11 protein-coding genes are annotated in these 20,347 nt (G+C 57.4%); all 11 read right to left on the bottom strand.

The window, feature by feature from the left end:
- Positions 1-7: 7 nt before the first annotated feature.
- The 11 genes from BN3795_RS10970 to BN3795_RS10920 all read right to left on the bottom strand — a co-directional run bounded on the left by BN3795_RS10970 (position 8) and on the right by BN3795_RS10920 (position 20,316).
- Positions 8-1,285 (bottom strand): BNR-4 repeat-containing protein, encoded by a 1,278-nt coding sequence (locus BN3795_RS10970; RefSeq protein ID WP_198524696.1) that lies wholly within the window; start codon positions 1,283-1,285, stop codon positions 8-10.
- Positions 1,286-1,486: 201 nt separating this feature from the next.
- Positions 1,487-2,644, bottom strand: a complete 1,158-nt coding sequence (locus BN3795_RS10965; protein WP_068784719.1) for a glycoside hydrolase family 88 protein — start codon at positions 2,642-2,644, stop codon at positions 1,487-1,489.
- A gap of 36 nt (positions 2,645-2,680) precedes the next feature.
- A complete protein-coding gene (locus tag BN3795_RS10960; protein ID WP_068784718.1) occupies positions 2,681-5,059 on the bottom strand; it encodes a GH36-type glycosyl hydrolase domain-containing protein in 2,379 nt (792 codons plus the stop codon).
- A gap of 254 nt (positions 5,060-5,313) precedes the next feature.
- Positions 5,314-6,030, bottom strand: coding sequence for a hypothetical protein (locus BN3795_RS25865; RefSeq protein WP_232729906.1), 717 nt, complete (start codon positions 6,028-6,030; stop codon positions 5,314-5,316).
- Positions 5,942-9,028 carry a glycoside hydrolase family 2 protein gene (locus BN3795_RS10955; RefSeq protein WP_232729905.1) on the bottom strand — a complete coding sequence of 1,029 codons (3,087 nt, stop codon included), beginning with the start codon at positions 9,026-9,028 and terminating at the stop codon, positions 5,942-5,944. Before BN3795_RS10955 ends, BN3795_RS25865 begins: the two co-directional genes overlap by 89 nt.
- On the bottom strand, positions 9,007-9,912 hold the full coding sequence (locus BN3795_RS25860) for a hypothetical protein (protein WP_232729904.1): 906 nt from the start codon (positions 9,910-9,912) through the stop codon (positions 9,007-9,009). Before BN3795_RS25860 ends, BN3795_RS10955 begins: the two co-directional genes overlap by 22 nt.
- A gap of 553 nt (positions 9,913-10,465) precedes the next feature.
- Positions 10,466-14,266 carry an Ig-like domain-containing protein gene (locus BN3795_RS10940; RefSeq protein ID WP_068784716.1) on the bottom strand — a complete coding sequence of 1,267 codons (3,801 nt, stop codon included), beginning with the start codon at positions 14,264-14,266 and terminating at the stop codon, positions 10,466-10,468.
- 127 nt (positions 14,267-14,393) lie between these two features.
- Entirely contained in the window at positions 14,394-15,935 is a 1,542-nt protein-coding gene (locus tag BN3795_RS10935; RefSeq protein ID WP_068784715.1) for an ABC transporter substrate-binding protein, read from the bottom strand.
- 38 nt (positions 15,936-15,973) lie between these two features.
- On the bottom strand, positions 15,974-16,858 hold the full coding sequence (locus tag BN3795_RS10930; protein ID WP_068784714.1) for a carbohydrate ABC transporter permease: 885 nt from the start codon (positions 16,856-16,858) through the stop codon (positions 15,974-15,976).
- A 13-nt stretch (positions 16,859-16,871) separates the two neighbouring features.
- Positions 16,872-17,804 carry an ABC transporter permease gene (locus tag BN3795_RS10925; RefSeq protein WP_068784713.1) on the bottom strand — a complete coding sequence of 311 codons (933 nt, stop codon included), beginning with the start codon at positions 17,802-17,804 and terminating at the stop codon, positions 16,872-16,874.
- 205 nt (positions 17,805-18,009) lie between these two features.
- On the bottom strand, positions 18,010-20,316 hold the full coding sequence (locus tag BN3795_RS10920) for a helix-turn-helix domain-containing protein (RefSeq protein ID WP_068784712.1): 2,307 nt from the start codon (positions 20,314-20,316) through the stop codon (positions 18,010-18,012).
- Between the last annotated feature and the right edge of the window lie 31 nt (positions 20,317-20,347).

Genomic DNA, 20,347 nt, shown 5'->3' with positions numbered 1-20,347 from the left:
TTCTGCTTCAGTAATTCCTGCCGTAATAGAGCTTGAGATTCGGGATATCCACCAGGTACAGGATATCGACGCCTTTGGCGCTGCGCTCCACCGCAAGTCGTTCGATTGGTTTGCCGGGAGCCAACGAGGTTTCGGTCCAGCCGGTTCCGCCTGAATTCACGGCCACAAAAGCCCGATCCGTTCCGCTTTGCTTCACGTAATAAATTCGGGTTTCCGTGCCGGTCCAGGTGACATCCACCGCAGCCCGCGTCGCAGAGGCATCAAAGACGGTCTGCAGCTCCCATCCTCCCGTTCCGTACGTTGCTTGCTTCACGGCGAAATTCGCGCTTCCTGCCTCGCGGTAACGGTAAGCGATGATCGGCCGTCCTTCGGAGTCCATCGTCAGTTTGGCGCTTTGCACGCCAGGTCCGCCCGGATCGTCGCCGCTCTGCACGTAAGTTTCGCCAGGAGCTAAAGGCTGGACGATATCGGCCGTAGTCAACGTTGCCGGAATAGACACCGGCGTTCCATCCGCCTTGGTGAAGACGCCTGTAGCCGGGCTGTACTTCAGGTACGACAGCTCATGGCGCAAGGCGCTGGCGGCAAAATGCGCCCACTCGAACAAAATATGCATATCCCCGTTGGCATCAAAAGCCAAGTCGTCCGGATAAACGGACCGATTCAGCGTGGATGCAACCACTCCGATCTGGCTCCAGGTCGAGGCGGCATTATCCCAATGGAACAGGACGCCTTCCCGTTTGCCCGCAGGATCCTTGGCGGCCCGTGCGAAGAGATACAAATCCCCGTTCGGCGCGGTTTTGACGATCGGATAAGAAATCTTCATATCCGGGCCGGGCAGATTCGCCGAATGATTCTGGGGAGCCCCGCCCACCGTGTCCGAGCGAAAATACCGCCAGTTGTTATCATGCATCGAGGCAAACACATGGAACCGGCCACTGCCGTCCCTCGCAATGGAGGGTTGGTTATGCCCCACATCGTCTTGATACTCAGCCACGACGGAACCGTTCATGACCGGGATATTGCTCCAAGCCCCGGTACCGTCTCTTCGTGCAATATATACCGTATGCATACCTGCGGTGCTCCCCGGTGCATTATACGCCATATAAGCATATTCATTCCCCGTTCCATACGTATCCAGCGGCGACCACCATCCCGCCTGATTGCTGGAATCCATCGGGTAAGGAACCTCCGTAAGCTCCGCAGCCGCATATCCCGTCGTTGCCGGCAGCAGCGTCATCAACGCCGCAAACCAAAGCCCGATTCGCCAACCTTTTCCCCTCTTCACGTTTTCCCGCCTCCTCAATTTGAAATCGTTTACAAATCCATCCCCCGATCACCTTGGTTCTCCCGGTACCGATACAAGCGTATCACGCCACCCCAAGCCGAAATAGAAACAAAACAACGTTTAAATAGAACGAAATTACACATTATTGCCAATAATAGAACATTTCTCCGTTTTCATACGGCATCCGCCGGATTCCGCGAATTAGCGCCCGCGTTCGTACCAATATCCCGGGATTCCGTGTCCAAGGCGCATCAACGCTTCGAGAAAAAAATAATCCCCCCAGATCACATAATCATCGGTTGCGATGCCGCCCCTCACATAGTAGGAGCCGTGGCGCAGGAAACCTTCGCCTTCGTCTTCGCCCTCCCTGGCCCCGTTCGTGCCGTCTGAAAAACAATGCTTCGCCAGCGACGCCACGGAACGCTCGGCAAAGGCCAGAAGCTCCGCCCGGTCCGGATCATCGGCAGGCAGATGCTCCGCAAGCTCCAGAACCCCACACGCGGCGATGGCAGAAGCCGAGCTGTCCCGCGGTTCGCCATCGGTTTGCGGCGCATCAAAGTCCCAATACGCAATCTGATCCTCGGGCAGATGCTCGATGAAATAACGGGCCAGGCGTTTGGACGTATCCAAAAAAGCCGCATCCTTGAAATAACGGTAGGCCAGTGCAAAACCGTAGATTCCCCAAGCCTGCCCCCGCGTCCAGGTCGAGCCGTCGCGAAAGCCCTGATGCGTGCCGCCCCGGACCGCATCGCCCGTCGCGGGATCGAAGTAAAACGTGTGATACGACGAGCCGTCGCCTCTCACCAGGAATCGCCGGCTTTGCTCGGCATGAATCCGGGCGATGTCGGCATACCCCGGATCCCCGGTTTGCTGGCTGGCCCAATACAGCAGAGGCAAATTCATGAGGCAATCGATGATGATGCGGCCGCCGTTGATTTCATCGCCCTCGGGCCCCCAGGCTTGCAGAATACGGGCGGCCGGTCTCCACCGTTCCCTCAGCAAACCGGCCGCTTCCAGCGTCGATTGCCGGGCGGCTTCATCATGCTCTACGATCCACTGCGCCCCGGTGGACAGCAGATACAGGAACCCGATGTCGTGGTGGTCCAAATGGCTCCGCTTCGCAAGCCGAGCTTGAAAAGACGCCGTGGCCGCAGCGGCTGCTTGACGGATCTTTTCGTCCCGGCTGTACTCGTAGCTGAGCCACAAGATGCCGGACCAGAAGCCTTCGGTCCAATCGGTATGCTCCACCAACTGGTACTTGCCGTCTCCTTGGCTGACATGCGGAAAGCCGGATTGAAAACGGGAAATATTCGTTCGCGTGAGATCCAGCGTTTGCTCGATCAGTTGATTCCAATTCATGTTTATCCTCCTGTAGGTTGGCGGGATAGAATCCGATTACATGACAACTTCGACTCTTACGGACGAACGTCCGGGATAAGCCGGCAGCACCGTGCCTTCCAGCCGCTGGCCGTCAACGGTGATGGATTTGACGCCCCGGCAAACCCGGCTTTCATTGCGAACCGTAATCTCATAGTCGCAGCCGCGGAACTTGCGTTTCACGCTAAACCCTTCCCATTCGGCGGGAATGCAGGGGTTTATGGACAAGCCTTGAAGCACCGGCTTGATGCCCAGAATATATTGCGTCGCAGCAACGTACATCCAGGCGGCCGTCCCCGTCAGCCAGGAAACATTGGCCAATCCGAACTTGTCGGACTCCGGCCCAAACAAGTTGGAGGCGTAAACATAAGGCTCCGCTTTGTAGCGCCACAAGCCCGCTTTGTCCATCGCCACGTTCGGGAGCAGCTGGCGGTAATATTTGTAGGCGAGATCCCCGCGCCCGAGCAGGCATTCGGCAATGATCGCCCAGGTATTGGCGTGGCAAAAGACCGCCCCGTTCTCCCCCGTCCCCTTGTTGTAATTCGTCAACGGATCGGCGGGATCAGGGAACGTGCTGATCGAAGGATGGATTTTCTTGATGCCAAGCTCCGTGTCCAGCAGCTCGCGTACGCTGTCCATCGCTTGCCGCCCTTTTTCCGGATCGGCCATGCCGGACAGAACCGCCCAGGTCTGAGCGTTCAGCCAGATTTTCGCCTCATCGTGCTCGTCGCTGCCAAGGAAGCGGCCGTCATCCATAATGGCGCGGCGGAACCAACGCCCGTCCCAGCCAAGGCGGTTGACCAGCTCCCGCTGCTGCGCATACATCGCCTCGTATTTCGCCACATCTTCGGGGTGACCGGCGGCGACGGCGAGTTCCACCATCCGCTGCAGCACCAAGCCAAGCTGCATAGCGGTCCAGATGCTCTCTCCCCGGCCTTCGCGGCACACCCGGAACAGCTGATCGTTCCAGTCCGATCGCAGCATTAACGGGAAGCCGTTCGGCCCCAGCTTCGATGCCGTAAAATCGATTGCAGCCTTCAAATGCTCGTATACCGTGCCTTGACCGCCATCGTAGTAGGGCACCTCCGCATGCAGGAACGCGGGATCTCCGGTTTCGGCCAACAGGTCCCAAGCCGCCAATGCCGGCCATAAATGATCGTCGGAATGGACGCTCGTCACCGGTTCCCAACCCTCATGCGGGAAAAAATAGTGATTCGCATGCCCATCCCGGTACTGCTGGCCAAGCAGCAGCCGGAGCTTGCCCAACGCTTGCCCCGCATCAAACGGCACGACCGCCAGAATATCCTGCGACGTGTCCCGGTACCCGACACCGCGAAACGTTCCGGTGGCGTAGAAGGAAATATTGCGCGAGAACAGAAAGTTGCGGTGCGCCTGATACGGGTTCCAGATGTTCAGCATCCGCTCGGCGTCCGGATCCGGCAGCCGGCATTCCCAAGCGCCGAGATACCCGTCCCAAAAGGTTCGAAGCCCTTGAAAGGACAGCTCCGCGAACCCGGCTTCCCGGGAGCGCGCAAGGGCCTCCGCAACCTCGCCATCATCCCGGGCCGTGCCCAGGAAGAGATGAAGGACTTTGCTTTCGCCCGGCTGCAGCGTGATTTTGAACTGCAGCGCACCGCACGGATCCCCGCCCATCAGCGTTGACCCGCGGCAGCCTCCTTCTTCGATCGCCGCCGGATTGGCCTCACTGCGATAGCTGCCGATAAATTCCTCGCGGTCGCCGTCATAGCTGGACAACGGTGCATCGGAGGCAAAATAGACGAGCGGCGTCTCCTCCGGCTTCGGTTGATTTTCGACGCCATACCGGTACACCAGCGCCTCAGACGGATGATACTGCACGGAGACCTGATGTTTGTTGTAACATTGCCACTGCAGCTCGCGCATAAATTCCATCATCCCGAACTCCACATAAGCGTAAACGTTCAGCTCCTTGACGACCGCGGTATCATTAGACAAACTTAATTTCCAAATCAGCGAATTTTCGTAAGGGCCGACGAAATACAGCGTTTGAGCCGCGACCCCGTCCCGCTTTGCTTCAAACCGGGTGTAACCGAGGCCGTGGGCGCTTTTCCAAGCTTCCGGTTTGTCGGCAGCCGGCTCGTTCGTGGGACACCAATAGGTCCCTGAGTCCGCGTCCTGGATGTAGATATAAGGGCCCGAGCGATCCATCGGCAAGTGAAAGAACCGATAGCGCGTAATCCGCCAGATTTGCGGTGATTTGTAAAAGGCGACCCCGCCGCCTGCATGGGACAACATCGTATGGAACGTGCCGTTGGACAAATAGTTCATCCACGGGGTCGGCATGTCGTGCCGGTGGAACTCAATTTCTTTTTCCGCGTCGCGGAAGGAATAGTAACTTTGCGGGTCAATCGGTTTCATGGGAATCCACTCCTTTAGGCGAAAAAAACAATAAGACTTACATCCATCGGGATCGGGATCAATCGGCCGTTCACGGGAACAGCGGGGTTCTAGCGGAACCCAGAGACGTTATTCACTCAGAAAAAAGGAGCCCCCGATTCTAACGGAACGGGAAGGCCTTATTCGGAGTAAAATCAGCGAAATAGCCACCCTGCCCGTCGAATAAGGTCTTTCAGATCCGTTACCGTTCACCCGAGACCGGCTGAGTCTGCTGGTTATTTAGGCTCGACCTCGTCCAGCGTCAAGCGGTATGACAGGTCCTTCATATAGCGGCCGTCGGGATGAAGGAAGACCAAACCCAAGTCGAGATCCTCGCCGCTCCCGCGCACGATGGCGATCAATCGGTTTAGGCCCGGGTTCAAGTCCAGCGTCTGTTCCGGATTCGGAACTACTTCGCCGTTCAGCACAATTTCAACGGCGGTTGAGGCATCGGTGAGCACGCGCAGCCGCCCTCGGCGAGGAGCCGCCCCTTCTTCAGGTACCGTGACGAAACAGCTCAGAAACCACGGATCCTGCCCCGCATTGGCGAGATGCAGCAGACCGGTGGGGCGGCGTTCTTTTTTCTGCATCCAGCCGTACAGGCCTTCGCCTAGATTGTTCAGCGAAAACTCCGGATCGGTGTAGTAGGCTCTCATCGCGCCATAATCGACGTAAGCCGGACAAGGCAGCGCCATCATGGCTTCCACGGCCCACTCCCCGTCGCCCTTCTCCTCGTTCAGCAGCTCATCGTCAAACGAAGCGCCCAAGTTAGCAAGCAAGCGACTATACAAGCGTTGCGCCTTGTCGCTATCGGGGTCCGGCAACAGCTGGGAGCATACCACGATTCCGCGCCCGACCTTGGCTTCAATCAGAAACGCGCCGGATGGCCGGGCTTTCCGGCGGTTCAGCTCCACCAGCGCCTGGCGGCTGTATTCTGCGGTGTACCCCTGCACGAAGTAATCCTTCCAGGCGGTGCCCTCCACGCTGGTGCAGAGGACGGCGACGTCCGCCGCTTCCAGGCGGTGGGCGGCGAGGANAGACACCAGCATATGCGAGCAGGTTGCGCAGCAGCAAGCACGCCTGCGGCACGCGATCGGCGTGGGCCATCAGCTCCAGCTGATTGGCCACCATCAGGCCGCGGCCGCGCCGGTATTCCAGCAGCGGCGACCACAGATCGCCGCCGTCGCCGAAATCGCCCGCGCTGCACTCCAGCAGCAGCGTGAAGTCGCCGCAGACCGGCTTCTCGAAGGCGGCGCGGATGATCGGCAGCGGACCTTCTTCCGCAAGCTCCGGACGCCAAAACATCAGATCGTCGTCGCCGATCCCGGAGAGCGCCGGATGGCCGTAATCGCCGGCATGGGCGCGCTGGAAAGGACGCCGCGACAGCGTCAGCTTCCCCAGCGACAGCTGGTTCTGTTCCAGCAGCAGCAACCGGCCGCCCTGCGCGACGTACGCCTGAAGCTGCCGCTCCAACGCGCCGTCCGCATCTTCGGCGTAGCTTCCGATGATCAGGAGCCCCTCGGTCGGCAGACGGCGGTCGGCCAATTGCTCCCGATTCACCCGTTCACAGCGGGGAATGAATCTGCGGACGGTCTCATAATCCGCGTCATTCCCCCAATAAACCACCGGCCGCTGGACAGGAACGGGACGGCTCCGCAAGCTGGCCGTCAGGATCCGGTAGTTCAACCGCAGCTCATGCACCGGCTGTCCGTCGTGAAGGAGCGTGGCCGCAAGCTCCGCTCTCCCCTCCGACTGGACGGGCTGCGGCTGCCACTTGATCCGGAGCCCCTTCGGTTCAGCCGGGCTTTGCGTGAACTCGAAGCTTTCCTCATGAACAAGCGTTTCCCCTTGCTTCACGGTAAACTTCACCACGACGCTTCGCCCCGAAAGCGTGTCATTGTACACGTCAAAGCTACGTTCGATCGGTTGGTCGTCATAGAAGCAGCGATCGTATTCGGCGGCAATGATCGTCGTTGGCTTGAACGCCTCCGCCAGGACGGCAAAAGCGGGATTCGGCCGATACGGCGGCTCTTCCTCCGGCAGCAATCCGTTATGCATCGTCAGCGAATAAGCCGGAATCCGCTTCGGCTTCACGCCGGGCAGGTCCAACCGGACCGGCGGCGGGAGGACCACGTCCTGCTCCGGCATCGCCCGCATGAAATAGTGGGCGAAATTAAACGTCGACAGGCCGGAAACCCCCTGGCGGCGCGCATATTCCACGAACAGCCGCTCCTTCTCCGCCAGACCCAAGGCGCTTTCATCGGTTCCCCGATAAGCCTGCAGCCCAACGTACATGCTGCTGTTCTGCGGGCAGATGTACCACCAGCCGCCGTGTTCGCCAAAAGTTAACGGTACAGTGCGATCCCATTGCCCGATCGTTCCGTCGATGTTGTAATGGCGGCTTTCCACCTCCGTATGCGCCTTGGAGAGCAGCCGGTTATCCCCTTCGGTCAGGATCGCCCGCGTCGGGTCCAGCTTCCGGATCAGAGCCATCAACCCGGGGAGATGCACCTTGAAACCCTCCCGTCCGTCCACCCAGCGCATTTCGTTCTGCACGCTCCAAAGGATGACGGACGGGTGGTTTTTATCGCGCCGCACCAGCCGCCGGATATGTTGCCGGCATGCCGCCAGATAGTCGGGATGATCCGCCAGCATCGATTTGCTCGAGCCGTAGATAGCCGTTTCATCGACGATCAGCATCCCTTCCTCATCGGCGATTCGAAGATAGTCCGCCGGATAAGGCTCCGCATGCAATCGGATGCTGTTCACCTGGGCGGAGCGGCACATCCGATACCAGTTGCGAATATAACCTTCCGTCTGCTGCGCCCCGCCTTGAAAATGCCACGAGTCGCCGCGCAGGTTCAGCGGAATCCCGTTCAGCTTAAATTGCGAGCCCTCACACCAGAACTCGCGAAACCCAAACGATTCCTCGCGTCGGTCAATCACCCGTTCCCCGTCCATTAGCTCGAACTCAGCCCGGTACAGAAACGGCGAGTCCGGGCTCCACCAGTTCGCGTCCGTCCAGTCCAAGCAGAACGAAGCGCGGTAAACTTCCCCGCTCCGTGCGTTCTCGCACAGTCGCAGCCATTCAGCCGCTTCGGCTGCTTCTACCGCTTCGACCGCTTCGACCGATTCAGCCGAAGTCCTTTCAATCGGTCGTTCCTCCGTAAGAACCTGCGGCCCAACCCCCGTTGTCGTTCCGAGACCGAGTGGTCGCCCGCCATCCGGCCCCGAAGCCAGCACCCCCAGCTCACGCACGCGAAGCCGGACATGCAGCGGCCCATCCCAAACGTTCGCCGCCACACCTTCCGTCCCGCCGATGATTACCTCCGCTTCCATCCGGCCGTGCCGAATGGACGTGCGCAGGGTGACGTCTTCAATAGCCAGCAGCGGGTAGCTCTCCAGATAAACATCCTGCCAAATCCCCCGGCATACGCTGCCAAACCAGGAGCCGACCAGTCCCGTCACCTTCTTGGCACCGGAGGGCAGCGTCGTTTGATCGAAGCTCCCGCAGACGAGGTGCAGCTCATGCTCCCGCCCCGGCATCACGCAAGAGGTGACGTCGAGCCGTAGCGGCAGATAGCCGTCCTCCCACACGGCGATCTCCTTTCGGTCCAAATAGATGACGGCTTTCTGCATAACCCCGTCCAATCTCAGCACGATACGCTGACCGGCCATCTCTTCCGGCACTCGGAAGCGGCGATGCAGCACCCCCGCCTCGGCGTCGTCCCATTCCCTCGGGTAACCGTACAGATCCATCGGAACAAAGCCGTGCTCCGGGATTTCGCCAAACCGCTTGCCCGCCGCCTGCGCGTAAGAAGCTCTCCAACTGGAAGGAACCCTCACCTTCTGTGCCTCATATTCGAGAGATTCCGGCAGCGTGCGGCGCCGCGGCTCGCCATACAGCGGCGTAAAATCCCAATCTCCGTTCAGGCATAACGTATGACGCATCGTGTCTCCTCCTCCATCCGGTCAAATGCCGCGTGCAGCACCAGCTCCAGCTTCCGCCAAAGCTCCTGTCCAGCCGGAACTCCCGTCCACGGGATAAAATGCGGCTCCATCGCTTCAGCCCAGCGTTCCGGCTTGAGCGACGTGTTCAGCTTTCCTGGGTAAGCTGCCGGCTCCAGGGTCGCAGGCTGCTCCGAATAGAAGAACAACAAATTCTCATGCAGCCCGATCATCCCGTACTTATCCCCGTCGCCCGGCTTCTCCTCTTGATATTGATAATGGTGGTAAATGTAGCTCGCAGCCTCTTCGGGCTTCAACCTGGCCAGCCTCCCGTAAGGTTCGGTCAACCGCCCCGGATGCCGCCAGACCGTACCCGGGGCGGGTTGATGATAATGAAAAATATCCGTCATCGGCGCCCACCGCCGCTCCGTCTCCATCTTCGTCTTCGTCTTCGTCTGCGTCCCCGTCTCCGTCTCCTGCTCCATCCCCGTCTTCGTCTCCTGCTCCATCCCCATCTTCGTCTCCTGCTCCATCCCCTTCTCCACCTGTTTCTCCAGCTCCGTCCCCATCTTCATCTCCGTCTTCGTCTGCGTCTCCATCACCATCTTCGTCTCTATCTCTATCTCCGCCTCCATCACCGTCTCCCCTCCCGGCCAAACGGCCAGCCGCTCACATGCCGCCATCAGCAACTGCTCCGGCGTAACCGCCTTCTCCCGCAGACATTCATAGTACAAATAGAACCGATTCCCGTCGGCAAACAAGCTGAGCTGATCGACCTCCAGCCGTTCCATCGCGGTGGCGAGCCCATGCGAAACCTCCGGCAACCGCCAGATCTCGGCCGTCTCCGCTTGATCTTTCCCTTCGGCCCGGTAAATGCACCGTTTCATGGCCAACCTCCCAATAGATCGGGGAAATCTATTCGAAAAATCGCATAGATTTCCCCGTTTACGTCGATTTCAAAGGAATGTACTTGAAATTTCATACACATTAAGGCTTCTGGAAGACGAAAGCCCCTAATCTATATGAAAAATCATATATAATCCCGATTTCTGGCTCCCGTCGAAGAAATATACTCGAAAAATCGAATACAATCAGACAATGAGCTCAGCCCCTTGGCCCCATCGAACTTCTCGAACTCTAAAACTTCTCGAATTCCTCGAACTACTCGAACTTCCCAAACTTCTCAAACTTCTCAAACTTCTCAAACTTCTCAAACTTCTCGAATTCCTCGAATTCCTCGAACTCCTCAGCCCCCTCGCCCCCCTCGAACTTCTAGAGCATCTCGTACTACTCGTACTCCTCATACTCCTCGGACCCTAGACCCCCTCAAACTACTCGAACATCTCGACCTCCTAGAACTCCTCCAACTCCTCGCCCCCCCCCGTCGCCCTTACCTTACCTTACCTTACCTTACCTACACTGCACTGCCCCTAACCCACCTCAAGGATTCAGCGATACCCGAATCTCGTCAAACAACAGATAGTCGAACCCGCTGACATAGAATCCAACCTTGCCCAGCGGCCGGTGGTTCGGATCCGTACCGGCGATGCGCAGCGCCCCGTCTACGTAAGCGGCGATGTCGCCATCCTTCACGACCACCTTCACCGCGTATTCCGTATCCGGCTGCAGATCAAGGCCCGGCCCATCGGCTTCCGCCAGCTTCTGCCAGTTGGTGTCGTACAGGATCCAGCCGGAGGTTCCGTCCGCCCGCGTCCGGTAGCCGATGCGAGTAGAACCGGCCGAGTCCTGTCGGTCGAAAATATACATCACACCGCCGTTATCCGGCATCACCGCCGGCGTCTTGAGCGTGAACTCCAGCACGTAGGATGATGCAAAGTCGCGATCCAGTAAACCGGTAGCACCGTTTAAGATCTTGTAGCGGTGGTTGCCGTCGGGATCGGCCGCGATGCTCCGGTTCGGATCGACCGGCCAGCCGTTGCCCCCGTTTTCGAAATCCGCCTCATGCATTACGCTCGACACGGTCACCGAAATGTCCGCTTTCACCTGCGGATTCACCGCGGAGACCGCCGTGATGATCGTCTCCCCTTCATAAACGGCGCTCACCACGCCCCTGGCATCCACCGTCGCCACCGCCGGATCGGCCGTTTGCCACGCAACTTCCGTATCCGGCGTATCCGACGGGTCGAAGCTGAGCTTCAAAGGCCGTTGTTCCCCGGGAGCCATCCGTATCCGGCTTTCAACGGGAAGAATACTGGCCAACTCCGTCGACAACGCCTTAAACCGGATATCGTCAAACAGCATGTGGCTGACGCCGGCGACGTAGAACCCGACCTTCCCCTCGGCGTTGTGTCCGGGATCGTGGCCCTTCAGCCGAAGTCCGCCGTCCACATACACGCTGATGTCGCCGCCTTTGACAAGCATTTTCACCTCATATTCCGTGTTCGGCTGCAAATCGGGGCCCGGCAGCTTCACTTCCTTCAGAATCGCCCAGGCGGGATCGTACAGCAGCCAGGCCGAGCTGCCGTCCGCCCGGGTTTTGTAACCGATCCGGCTGGACCCGCTGCCAACCTGACGGTCGAAGAGGTATAAGGTCGCGGCGTTCCCGATCGTCTCTGGCGTCTTCAGCTTGAAGCTCAGCTCGTATTCGGAGAACGACTTGGAGCTCAGCGCCGTTGCGCCGTTCAGCACCTTGTACCAGCGGTTATCGCCTTCCTTGACGATGCTGCGGTTCGCATCCTGCGGCCATCCCCCCGCCCCCGATTCGAAATCGGTGAAGTCCATCACGCCGTCGCCGGCTTCCACCGTAACGTTTACCGTGGCCGTGAACCGGGGGTTCTCCGCCGAGGCCACCGTGATCCTCGTCTGACCTACCGCCTGGCCGGTGACAACGCCGCTTCCATCAACCGAAGCGATGGCCGGATCGGCCGAAGTGAAGATCAGCGCCGGATTGTCGGCATTCCAGGGCAGGACCGCCGTCCGCAGCTTCACCGTCTTCCAGCGGTCCACCGTGACGGTATCGTCATAAACCGCGACCCCCTGCACCGGGTAACGGTCTTGACCAAGGGTCGTGCCCGCTTTGCCCTGGATGCCGATTTGATCAAACGGGATATCCGGGAATCCCGGGATCCGTTCGAACACCTTCGCATCCGGCCGCAGCGACAGGTCCCCTCCTGCAAGATCCACGAAGCCGGGATCCTCCGCCGTCACCCAGTTGTTGGCGTACTGAACCAGCCCGAATTTGTCGTACGCCCCGTTTTCATTGGTGGTCGAGCTGCGCGGCACTACCGGATTGTAGACCACATTCCCCTGGAACGTATTCGTGTCGGGATAGTAGCGATTTTCCGTGAAGAAATCGGCCAGTTCCGGATACTTCTCCAAATAAGGCGTACCCTCAAAGTTGTTGTTGGCCGCGAACAGGGCCAGCCACTTCGGCATGTAATTCTTCGGCACCTGATCGTCCGGATCGTCGCCGAGATACAAGTCCGCGTAATCGTACGGCACCTTGCTGTCCACAAAGATATTGTTGCGCGTCAGAATGTGCGAGCCGCCGTTGTTTTTGATCGCCGAGTTGCCCATTTTGTAGAAAATGTTCTCATCAATCGTCAGCCCCATCGTAAAATTGTCGGGATACACGCCTTCAACTCCCGGTTTCGTTTCCCCGATATGATGGAAATAATTGCGCCGGATTACGGTTCCGCGCTCCTGCGGCGTTTCGCCGGCATTCATGTAAATCGCGCCGAGGTCGGAGAAGGTTTTGCACACATCGTAAATGTTGTTGAACTCCACCGCATGGTCGTTGCCGAAGATCAGCACGCCGGGATGAGGCGCATCATGCAGCTCGTTGTGTTCCATCCGATTGCCCACGCCCGACAGCAGGACGCCGGGATTGTAAGCCTTGTGATAATAGGCAAAATCGTGGATATGCGAGTTCTTCACGATGTTTCGGCCCGGCGAGAGCGTCGTTTTGTTGCCGCCCGTCAGGGTGACGGCCGTCCCGCCGATATGATGGATATGCGTGTTTTCGATCGTGTGGTCCGTGCCGGGAACCCCGTTGAAGTCGTTGTAGTAGAACCGGCTTTGCGTATTCACCAGTACGCCGCTGTTGGTGAAGTTGCGAATTTCGCTGTTTTGAATCTTCATATGGCGGCCGCCCATGAACACCGCCGCCGAATCGCGGCCATTCTCCAGGATCAGCTCGGAGAAGTTGATGTAAGAAGCGTTCAGCGCGTTGATCATCGGCGACTTCAGCATCGTGACTTCAATCGTCGGATCGACCGTCATAAACTCCGCGTTCGGCAGGAAATACAGCTTGCCCGCCTGACGATCGATGTAGTACTCGCCGGGCATGTCGATTTCCTCCAGCAGGTTTTGTGCGAAATGGAAATCGGGGTACCAGTTCTTGAAAATTCCGCTCATCTCTCCGTAACGGAGCGTAATGGTTTTGGCGGCCGGATCAATCGAGGCGACTTTGTTGTACGACCACTCCCAGCTATATCCAAAAATCCCGTCCAGCCAAATATCGTCCGCCTGCGTCCAGTATTGCGGACGATCATACGTGTACGTAAACGTCCCCCCTCGCTTATGCACTTCCCCGTTCGGGTCTTTCCGCGTCGGGCCGGGATCCAGGATTTCGTCCATCTGAACGGTGCCCTCGTTCGGCCAGCGTGCCAGCGTCATGCCTTGCCCGTTGACGTACAATTCCATCGGCGGGACTTCGCTTAGATCGTTGGCGAGGTAATATCCGTGACGGCTCAGGTTCCCGTAGTCCGTGATGCCCAGCGCCGCCAAATCCGCTACCCGCACCTTCTCCCGCGCTTCAGGACTGATGATCCGGCTTCGTACCGCCTCGTCGACAACCGGTACAAAGGCCGACTTCTCCAGGCGCTTGGAGCCGGACAATATCACCTTCTCACCGGGGTATGCCGTATAGGTGACCGGTTTGCCCGCAGTACCCGAATCCTGCTCCCGCAGTTCGAAGCTCGCCGATCGCTCGTAGCGGCCTTCACGGAGATAGACCGTGACACCTCCAGGCGGCAGCCCGTTGGCTGCTTTCAGTTCCCGAATAGCATCCCTCGCTTGCTCCAGGGTCCGAAACGGGGCCTCCTTGGTCCCGTTGTTGGCGTCGTTGCCGTTTGTGGCTACGTAATAAACCGTGGCGCGGGAATGGCCTGAATTTCCGGGATGGCCGTTTTCCGCCGCAAAAACGGCGGACGGTGCTACAGGACTTAACGTGAATAACAGACTGGCGATCATCCATGCGAGCCAACTCTTTTTCTTCATCGCTCTTCCTCATCCTTTCCCCTGCGATATAAACGGCTTTGCCTCATCAATACGCTGCGGCAAAGCCGTCCTTCACAGCGGTCTCTCCCTATCTCCGCTCCACGTCCCTTGGTCCAGGCGAATCCCGTTACTTTAATCCTTGTTCCTTCAGGAACGCTTCAAATTGACGGGTCACCTCTGCCACATATTTATCCTCGCCCGCTTCCTTCAGCTTGCCGTACAACACGGGCCACGTTTCGTCGAAGTCCAGCGTACCGGTGAGGATCCCTCGTTTATACTCGCCCCACACGGCGTTCAGGTTGGCGATCTCCGTGTTCACCGGTTCGGAATTGAACTTGAAGGCGCCAATCGGATTGACTTCGGCTTCCTGATTGATCTTCTTCGTTTCTTCCCAGATGTTCTCCGGCTGTCCTTCCTTCAGATAGGAATTGAACACGCTACCGAACACCCAGTCCATATTCGGGCGGTATCGGGTATCCGGCAAGGCCTCGATGTAATCGCCGGACGTTTTTTTGTAATGGACATCCTCAATCCCGTTGCAAATCAGGTTGTAGAGCTCTTTGTCGGTATTGATCAGATTGAGCAGCATCATCGCCCGCTCCGGATTCGGCGAAGTGCGGCTGATCGATTGGTTGGTCGCCGCCGAATAACCGTTGGAATACCAGTTGCTGATCGGAACGGTGATCACTTCGTTGCCGCCGTTCTTCGCCATCACCTCCGCTTCCACACCCGGTTTCAACGTAACGTTGAATTCCACCGCGATCTGGCCTTTGGTTTGGAAGTCTTCAAATTTGGCCGTCGCCGCATCCTTGTAAATATATCCTTGCTTATACCACTTGCTGACCAGCCGGTAATTGTTCAGCTCCGCTTCGGGATACCGCTGCAAGGCATAGGTAGGATCGTTCGTCTTGATGTAAAAATGGTTGTCGACGCCGGGAACGCCCCAATATTCGTCGTCATGAACCTGCGGAATGAAGTCGAAGTAGTTGCCAAAGTTGCCGAACGGAATGATATCCGGTTCGTTTGCCTTGATTTGCGCCAGGAACGGTTCGATGTCCTCTATTTTTTGGATCGATGCCGGATCCAGCCCGTATTTATCGGCAAACCGCTTCTGCACGATATAACCGTAACGGTTGCCATTGATCTGCTGGTTAGGAATGCCGTAGATTTTCCCGTCGACGGTCAGGCCGTCCCACATCACCTGCGGAACGTCCGCTTTCAGCTCGGGGGCGTACTTGTCAAGCAGCTCGTCGATCGGCTGGATCGCCCCTTTACGCACCAGTTCCTCCGGCTTCAGCATGTAGCCGGTCCAGAGAATGTCGAACTTCTCGCCTGCGGCCAGCACGGTGTTCATCTTCTGCACGTAGTCGCCGATCGCGATCGGCATCATTTTGACGGTGGCGTTCAGCTTCTCCTTCACAATCTTATTGACCGCTTCCTCCACCTTCGCTTGATCCGCCTGCAGTTGGGAGAGCGGATAATACCAAGTCAAGGTGACGGGCTCAAGCTCGGTTGTTCCCCCCGTCTCCGTCGTCGGGGCGTTCGCGCCTTCCCCGCCGCCGTTGCCGGCATTCCCGTTGTTGCCGCCGCCACCCTTGCCGCCGCAGGCCGCCAGTACGGACGCCGCCAGCAGCACCAACGCCAAAATCCCGATTAGCCTTCTTCTCATGTCTTGACCTCCTGTGTTTCAATTAGATTTGGTATATGTTAACCCTTGAGGGAGCCAACCGTAAGCCCTTTCACGAAAAACCGCTGAAAGAACGGAAAGATCACCAGCATCGGTCCGCCGGCCAGAACGGCGATGGCCATTCGCGCCGAATTGTTCGGAAAGCTCGACAAATCGATGCCCAACTGCTGCGTAAACTCGGAGTTCGAGGTAAGAAATTCGATACTATTCAAGGTTCGCACCAGCAGCAACTGCAGCGGCACCTTGCTTGGGTCGTCGATATACAGCATCCCGTTGAACCATTCGTTCCAATAGGTGAAGGAGATCAACAGGCCCAGCGTGGCCAGCGCCGGCGTAGACAGCGGCAAGATGATGCGGAAGAAGATGCGGAATTCCCGTGCCCCGTCGATTTTAGCCGACTCGATGATTTCAATCGGGATTTTCGACATGAAGCCTTTCATGACCATAATATTAAACGGCGACAGCAGCACCGGCAGAATTAGCGCCAACAAGCTGTCCTTCAGATGCAGGTATTGCGTCATCAGAATGTACGAAGGCACAAGCCCGCCGCTGAACAGCATCGTGAAGAACACGTAAAACGTCGTGATCCGGTTATACCGGTAGTCCGGCCTGGAGATGACGTAAGCGGTCATCGCGGTTAACAGCAAGCCGGTTAAGGCCCCGATCACGGTCACCGTGATCGTCACCCCGTAGGCTCGCAGCAGAATATCCGGAGCGTCCAGCAAATACCGGTACGCATCGAGACTGAACGATTTAGGAATAAACTGGTAGCCGTATTCGGTTAACGCTTTTTCATCCGTCAAAGATACCGCCACAACAAGCAGAAACGGCAGAACGACGATCAGCGACAAGACAATGAACAGGAGATGGAGACCCGCTTGGGACAGTTTGATTGTTTTCGGCATGGTTGTATCCCCCTTACCATAGCGAATGATCGGGGTTGATTTTGCGCACGATGCCGTTAGCCAACAGCACCAGGATGAACCCGACCACCGATTGATAGAATCCCGTCGCTGCGGACATACTCACGTTCCCTACCTCGCGCAGGGCCCGATAGACGTAGGTATCGATAATATCCGTGGAGCCGTACAGGAAACCGGAGTTGTTCGGAATGAAATAATGCAGCCCGAAGTCCCCGCGGAACATGTTGCCGATCGACAAGATCAGCATGATGATCACGAGCGGCGCCAGCAGCGGGATCGTGATTTTCAGCGCCATCTGCCGCTTCGTGGCCCCGTCCATCTTCGCCGCTTCGTAATACTCGCCGTTGATGCCGACAATGCCGGCGAAATAGATCAGCGTGTTGAACCCGACGGCTTTCCATAGCTGAACCAGAATCAGAATCACCGGCCACGGCCCGGCATTTTGATACCAACTGATCGGCTCCAGGCCGAACGTCTCCAGCGTGCGGTTGATGAAGCCGTCCGAATGATTTAAGAAGGCATAGGCCACATACCCCACCAGTACCCAGGATAAAAAATAGGGTAAAAACAAGGCTGTCTGGTAATACTTGCTCCATCTCGCCTTCACTTCATTCAGCAGAATCGCGAGCAGGAGCGCCGCAGCCGCCGTGGTCAAGATGTAGGCGGCGTTGTACAACACCGTGTTCCGCGTAATCCGCAAGGCCGCATCGGTAGAGAACAAGTAACGGAAATTGTCCAGCCCCACCCATTTGCTGCCGAACATGCCCAGATCGTACCTGTAATTCTTAAAGGCAATAATCAGTCCAATCATGGGAAGATAAGCAAAGATCAGCTTGTACACAATCCCCGGCAACGACAATACAAAGAGCTCCCGGTTGTTTCGAAAATGGTGAAGCTCCCTTCGCATCCATGAATCCCTTTTCAACATTTCAAAGCCCCTTCCTTTCCATCCGTCTAGCCTGCGACAATGGCTTTGCATGATTAACGATAGCGCAGCTGCGGGCCCAATCGTTACTGTACAATTTCAGGATTGCTGTACCGGAAGGCTGTAAGTATTTCGGATTCCTGTACCGAAACGCCAAGAACCCGCAGGCGGTAGCTTTCCGCTGCGGGTCCGTGAGTTAGAAGGGGATTCACGTATTGCGATCGATGGCCGCCTTCAGCCGGTATTCCTTCGGCGTTGCCCCGTAACGCCGCTTGAAGAGCCGATAGAAATAGCTTTCATTGCCGAAGCCGACCTTCTCCATGATTTCCGCCACCGTCAGTTGCTGCTGCTCCAGATACAACCGGGCTTGAGCCAACCGGACTTCGTTGATCCGGTCAACGACCGACAAGCCTTCCTCCGCCTTGTACACCTGCCCCAAATGTACGGAGCTCATCTTCAGCATATCGGCGATCCTTTGCACGTTCAGGTCGGGGTCGGCGTAATGCTTGTCGATGATTTCCTTGACGGTATCGGCCAGCAGCCGGTTTTTGTTCTCCCGCCCGCTGCGGCGTTGTTCCAGTACCTCCCGTACGACTTCCAGCAGCACGGCCTCGATCTCCTGAAGCGTTTCCTGTTCCAAAATCCGCCGGTTGATCGCCTGAAGGTTCACCGACACCGGGTTGACGTTGTGATGGTTCATCTCTCCAAGCGTATTGCTCAGCGCCGCGGTCAAATGCAGCAGCCCGGAATACATATTCTCGAAGCTGAATCCTCCAAGGAGCTGGATCCAGCTGCGGATCGCCTGCTCCATTTCCTCCGGATCGCCGCCCTTCAATCCATCCGTCAGCCGCCGCTCCAGCTCCTGCGGGACGCGGAACGCCTCATTGGTTTCGTTGGCGCGCAGCCGTTCCGGTTCAAGAATCGCTCCTTTGCCAAAAATCATGCGGTAGTTGGCGCGTCGAACCACCAGGTTGTAATACTCCGTAATCCGGCGGTAATCCTCGAACACTTCGCTTAACGTGACCGTGAAGGTAATCCGGTAATAGCGGAGGATCGTGCTTTGCAGCTCGCCGAAGCGGTCCCTCAGCTTCTCGAGCGAATCGCGTTCCCCGCCGACGATGAAGACGAGATGACCGCTCTTCATGTCGGCCGCTTCGCAGGAACCGCCGTTGCCAAGCTGCTCCTGGCCGATATTGGCGACGGCGAAGTACAGCAGCGACTCCGCCGCAGAGCCTTGCTGTTTGGCCAATTCATGGGCATCATCGATCTGCACCAACGCCAGCCGAAGCGGCGACGGATAGCCGATGTCGATGCCATATTGCGCTTGAAGCCTTAGAAAGGCCGACTCCTCCAAACTGTCGCTCATGGTGATCAAACTGCGCAGGTGATACTGTTTGGCGATATTCCACTGCGAGGCCCGCTCCTGCTCCAATCCCTTGAGTTTCCCCAGCATTTCCGTCACGTTATCGGCGATGAGCGACAGCTCATCCTTGGCCGATGTCGCCCGGGCTCCTCCCGGCGGGACCAGCGTAAGCAAATGGCCCACCGGTTTGTACAGCCGCAGGGCAAAGAACACAGACAACAGTACGGCTAGAAGCGCCACGGACAACGTCACCGCGATCTCCGTCCACCTCATCTGCCGAACGCTGCCCAACACATGATCATAGTCCTGCAGGCTGATAATCTGCCAATTGTTTAGAGCTTTGCTCAAATAAGTAACCTTGTATTTCCTTCCGTCCTGCGCGTAGATAAAGGAGTCCAAGGAATGCTTCGAGCCGCCGATCTGCCGAAGAACCTCCTTGGTATCGAGCCCTGCGGGCAGCGAACGATCATTGGACATCAGCAGCCGCCCTTCGGCGTCGGTGACGAACAGCAGATCATTCTCTCGGTCCACCACCCGATTAAGCGCTTTCAGGTTATCCAGCATCCAGCCGGGCTTCACGGTCAAAATCAACACGTCATTATTAACGGAACCCAGCGAAAGCCCGTCATACACGAAAAAGGCAAACACATCGATACCTTCGTTCCCGCCGTCCAGGTCGAGCGGCAGCAGCTGCAGCTTGGGCAGCTCGTTGTCTGCAGCCATCGCTTTTTCCAAGGCGCCGTATAATTGACCGTTATCCATCCCGTGGTTCAGCGACGAGAAGAAGCGCCCCTGCTTCCCGTTGTAAAATACAATGGCGTGCAAATAAGGGGAGGTGGCCACCGTTTTGTTCAGCCGTTCGATTTTCAAAATGCTCTGTTTATAGTCCCCCCCGGACTTCAGTGCGATCATCTCTTCATCGTTGTAGAGAGAGACCGCCAGATCTTTGACGATGCCGTTCATGTTCTCGATATTGTAGTTGAGTTGTGTAAGCAGCTTGCGGTCAGCGTCATTTTGCAGGCTCAGCACCTTATCGCGCGCGACGGAGTTCAGAGCGAGGGAAGCAATGGCAAACATCGCAACAACGGGCATAAAGCTGAGCAAGATTCGCTGCAAATATTTGCGCGAACGGAGCATTTGCAGCACATTCATCGGTTTTCACTCCCTGCGAATAGCTTGGGAT

This window comes from Paenibacillus phocaeensis (genome assembly GCF_900021165.1).
GTDB lineage: Bacteria > Bacillota > Bacilli > Paenibacillales > Paenibacillaceae > Fontibacillus > Fontibacillus phocaensis.
The sequence above is the reverse complement of the archived record's forward strand: the minus strand, read 5'-3'. Positions and strand labels throughout refer to the sequence as shown.

Coding starts and splice junctions, on each gene's coding strand:
- BN3795_RS10965 (WP_068784719.1), bottom strand. CDS start 2,644: ATGAATTGGAATCAACTGATCGAGCAAACGCTGGATCTCACGCGAACG.
- BN3795_RS10960 (WP_068784718.1), bottom strand. CDS start 5,059: ATGAAACCGATTGACCCGCAAAGTTACTATTCCTTCCGCGACGCGGAA.
- BN3795_RS25860 (WP_232729904.1), bottom strand. CDS start 9,912: ATGAAACGGTGCATTTACCGGGCCGAAGGGAAAGATCAAGCGGAGACG.
- BN3795_RS10940 (WP_068784716.1), bottom strand. CDS start 14,266: ATGAAGAAAAAGAGTTGGCTCGCATGGATGATCGCCAGTCTGTTATTC.
- BN3795_RS10935 (WP_068784715.1), bottom strand. CDS start 15,935: ATGAGAAGAAGGCTAATCGGGATTTTGGCGTTGGTGCTGCTGGCGGCG.
- BN3795_RS10930 (WP_068784714.1), bottom strand. CDS start 16,858: ATGCCGAAAACAATCAAACTGTCCCAAGCGGGTCTCCATCTCCTGTTC.
- BN3795_RS10925 (WP_068784713.1), bottom strand. CDS start 17,804: ATGTTGAAAAGGGATTCATGGATGCGAAGGGAGCTTCACCATTTTCGA.
- BN3795_RS10920 (WP_068784712.1), bottom strand. CDS start 20,316: ATGAATGTGCTGCAAATGCTCCGTTCGCGCAAATATTTGCAGCGAATC.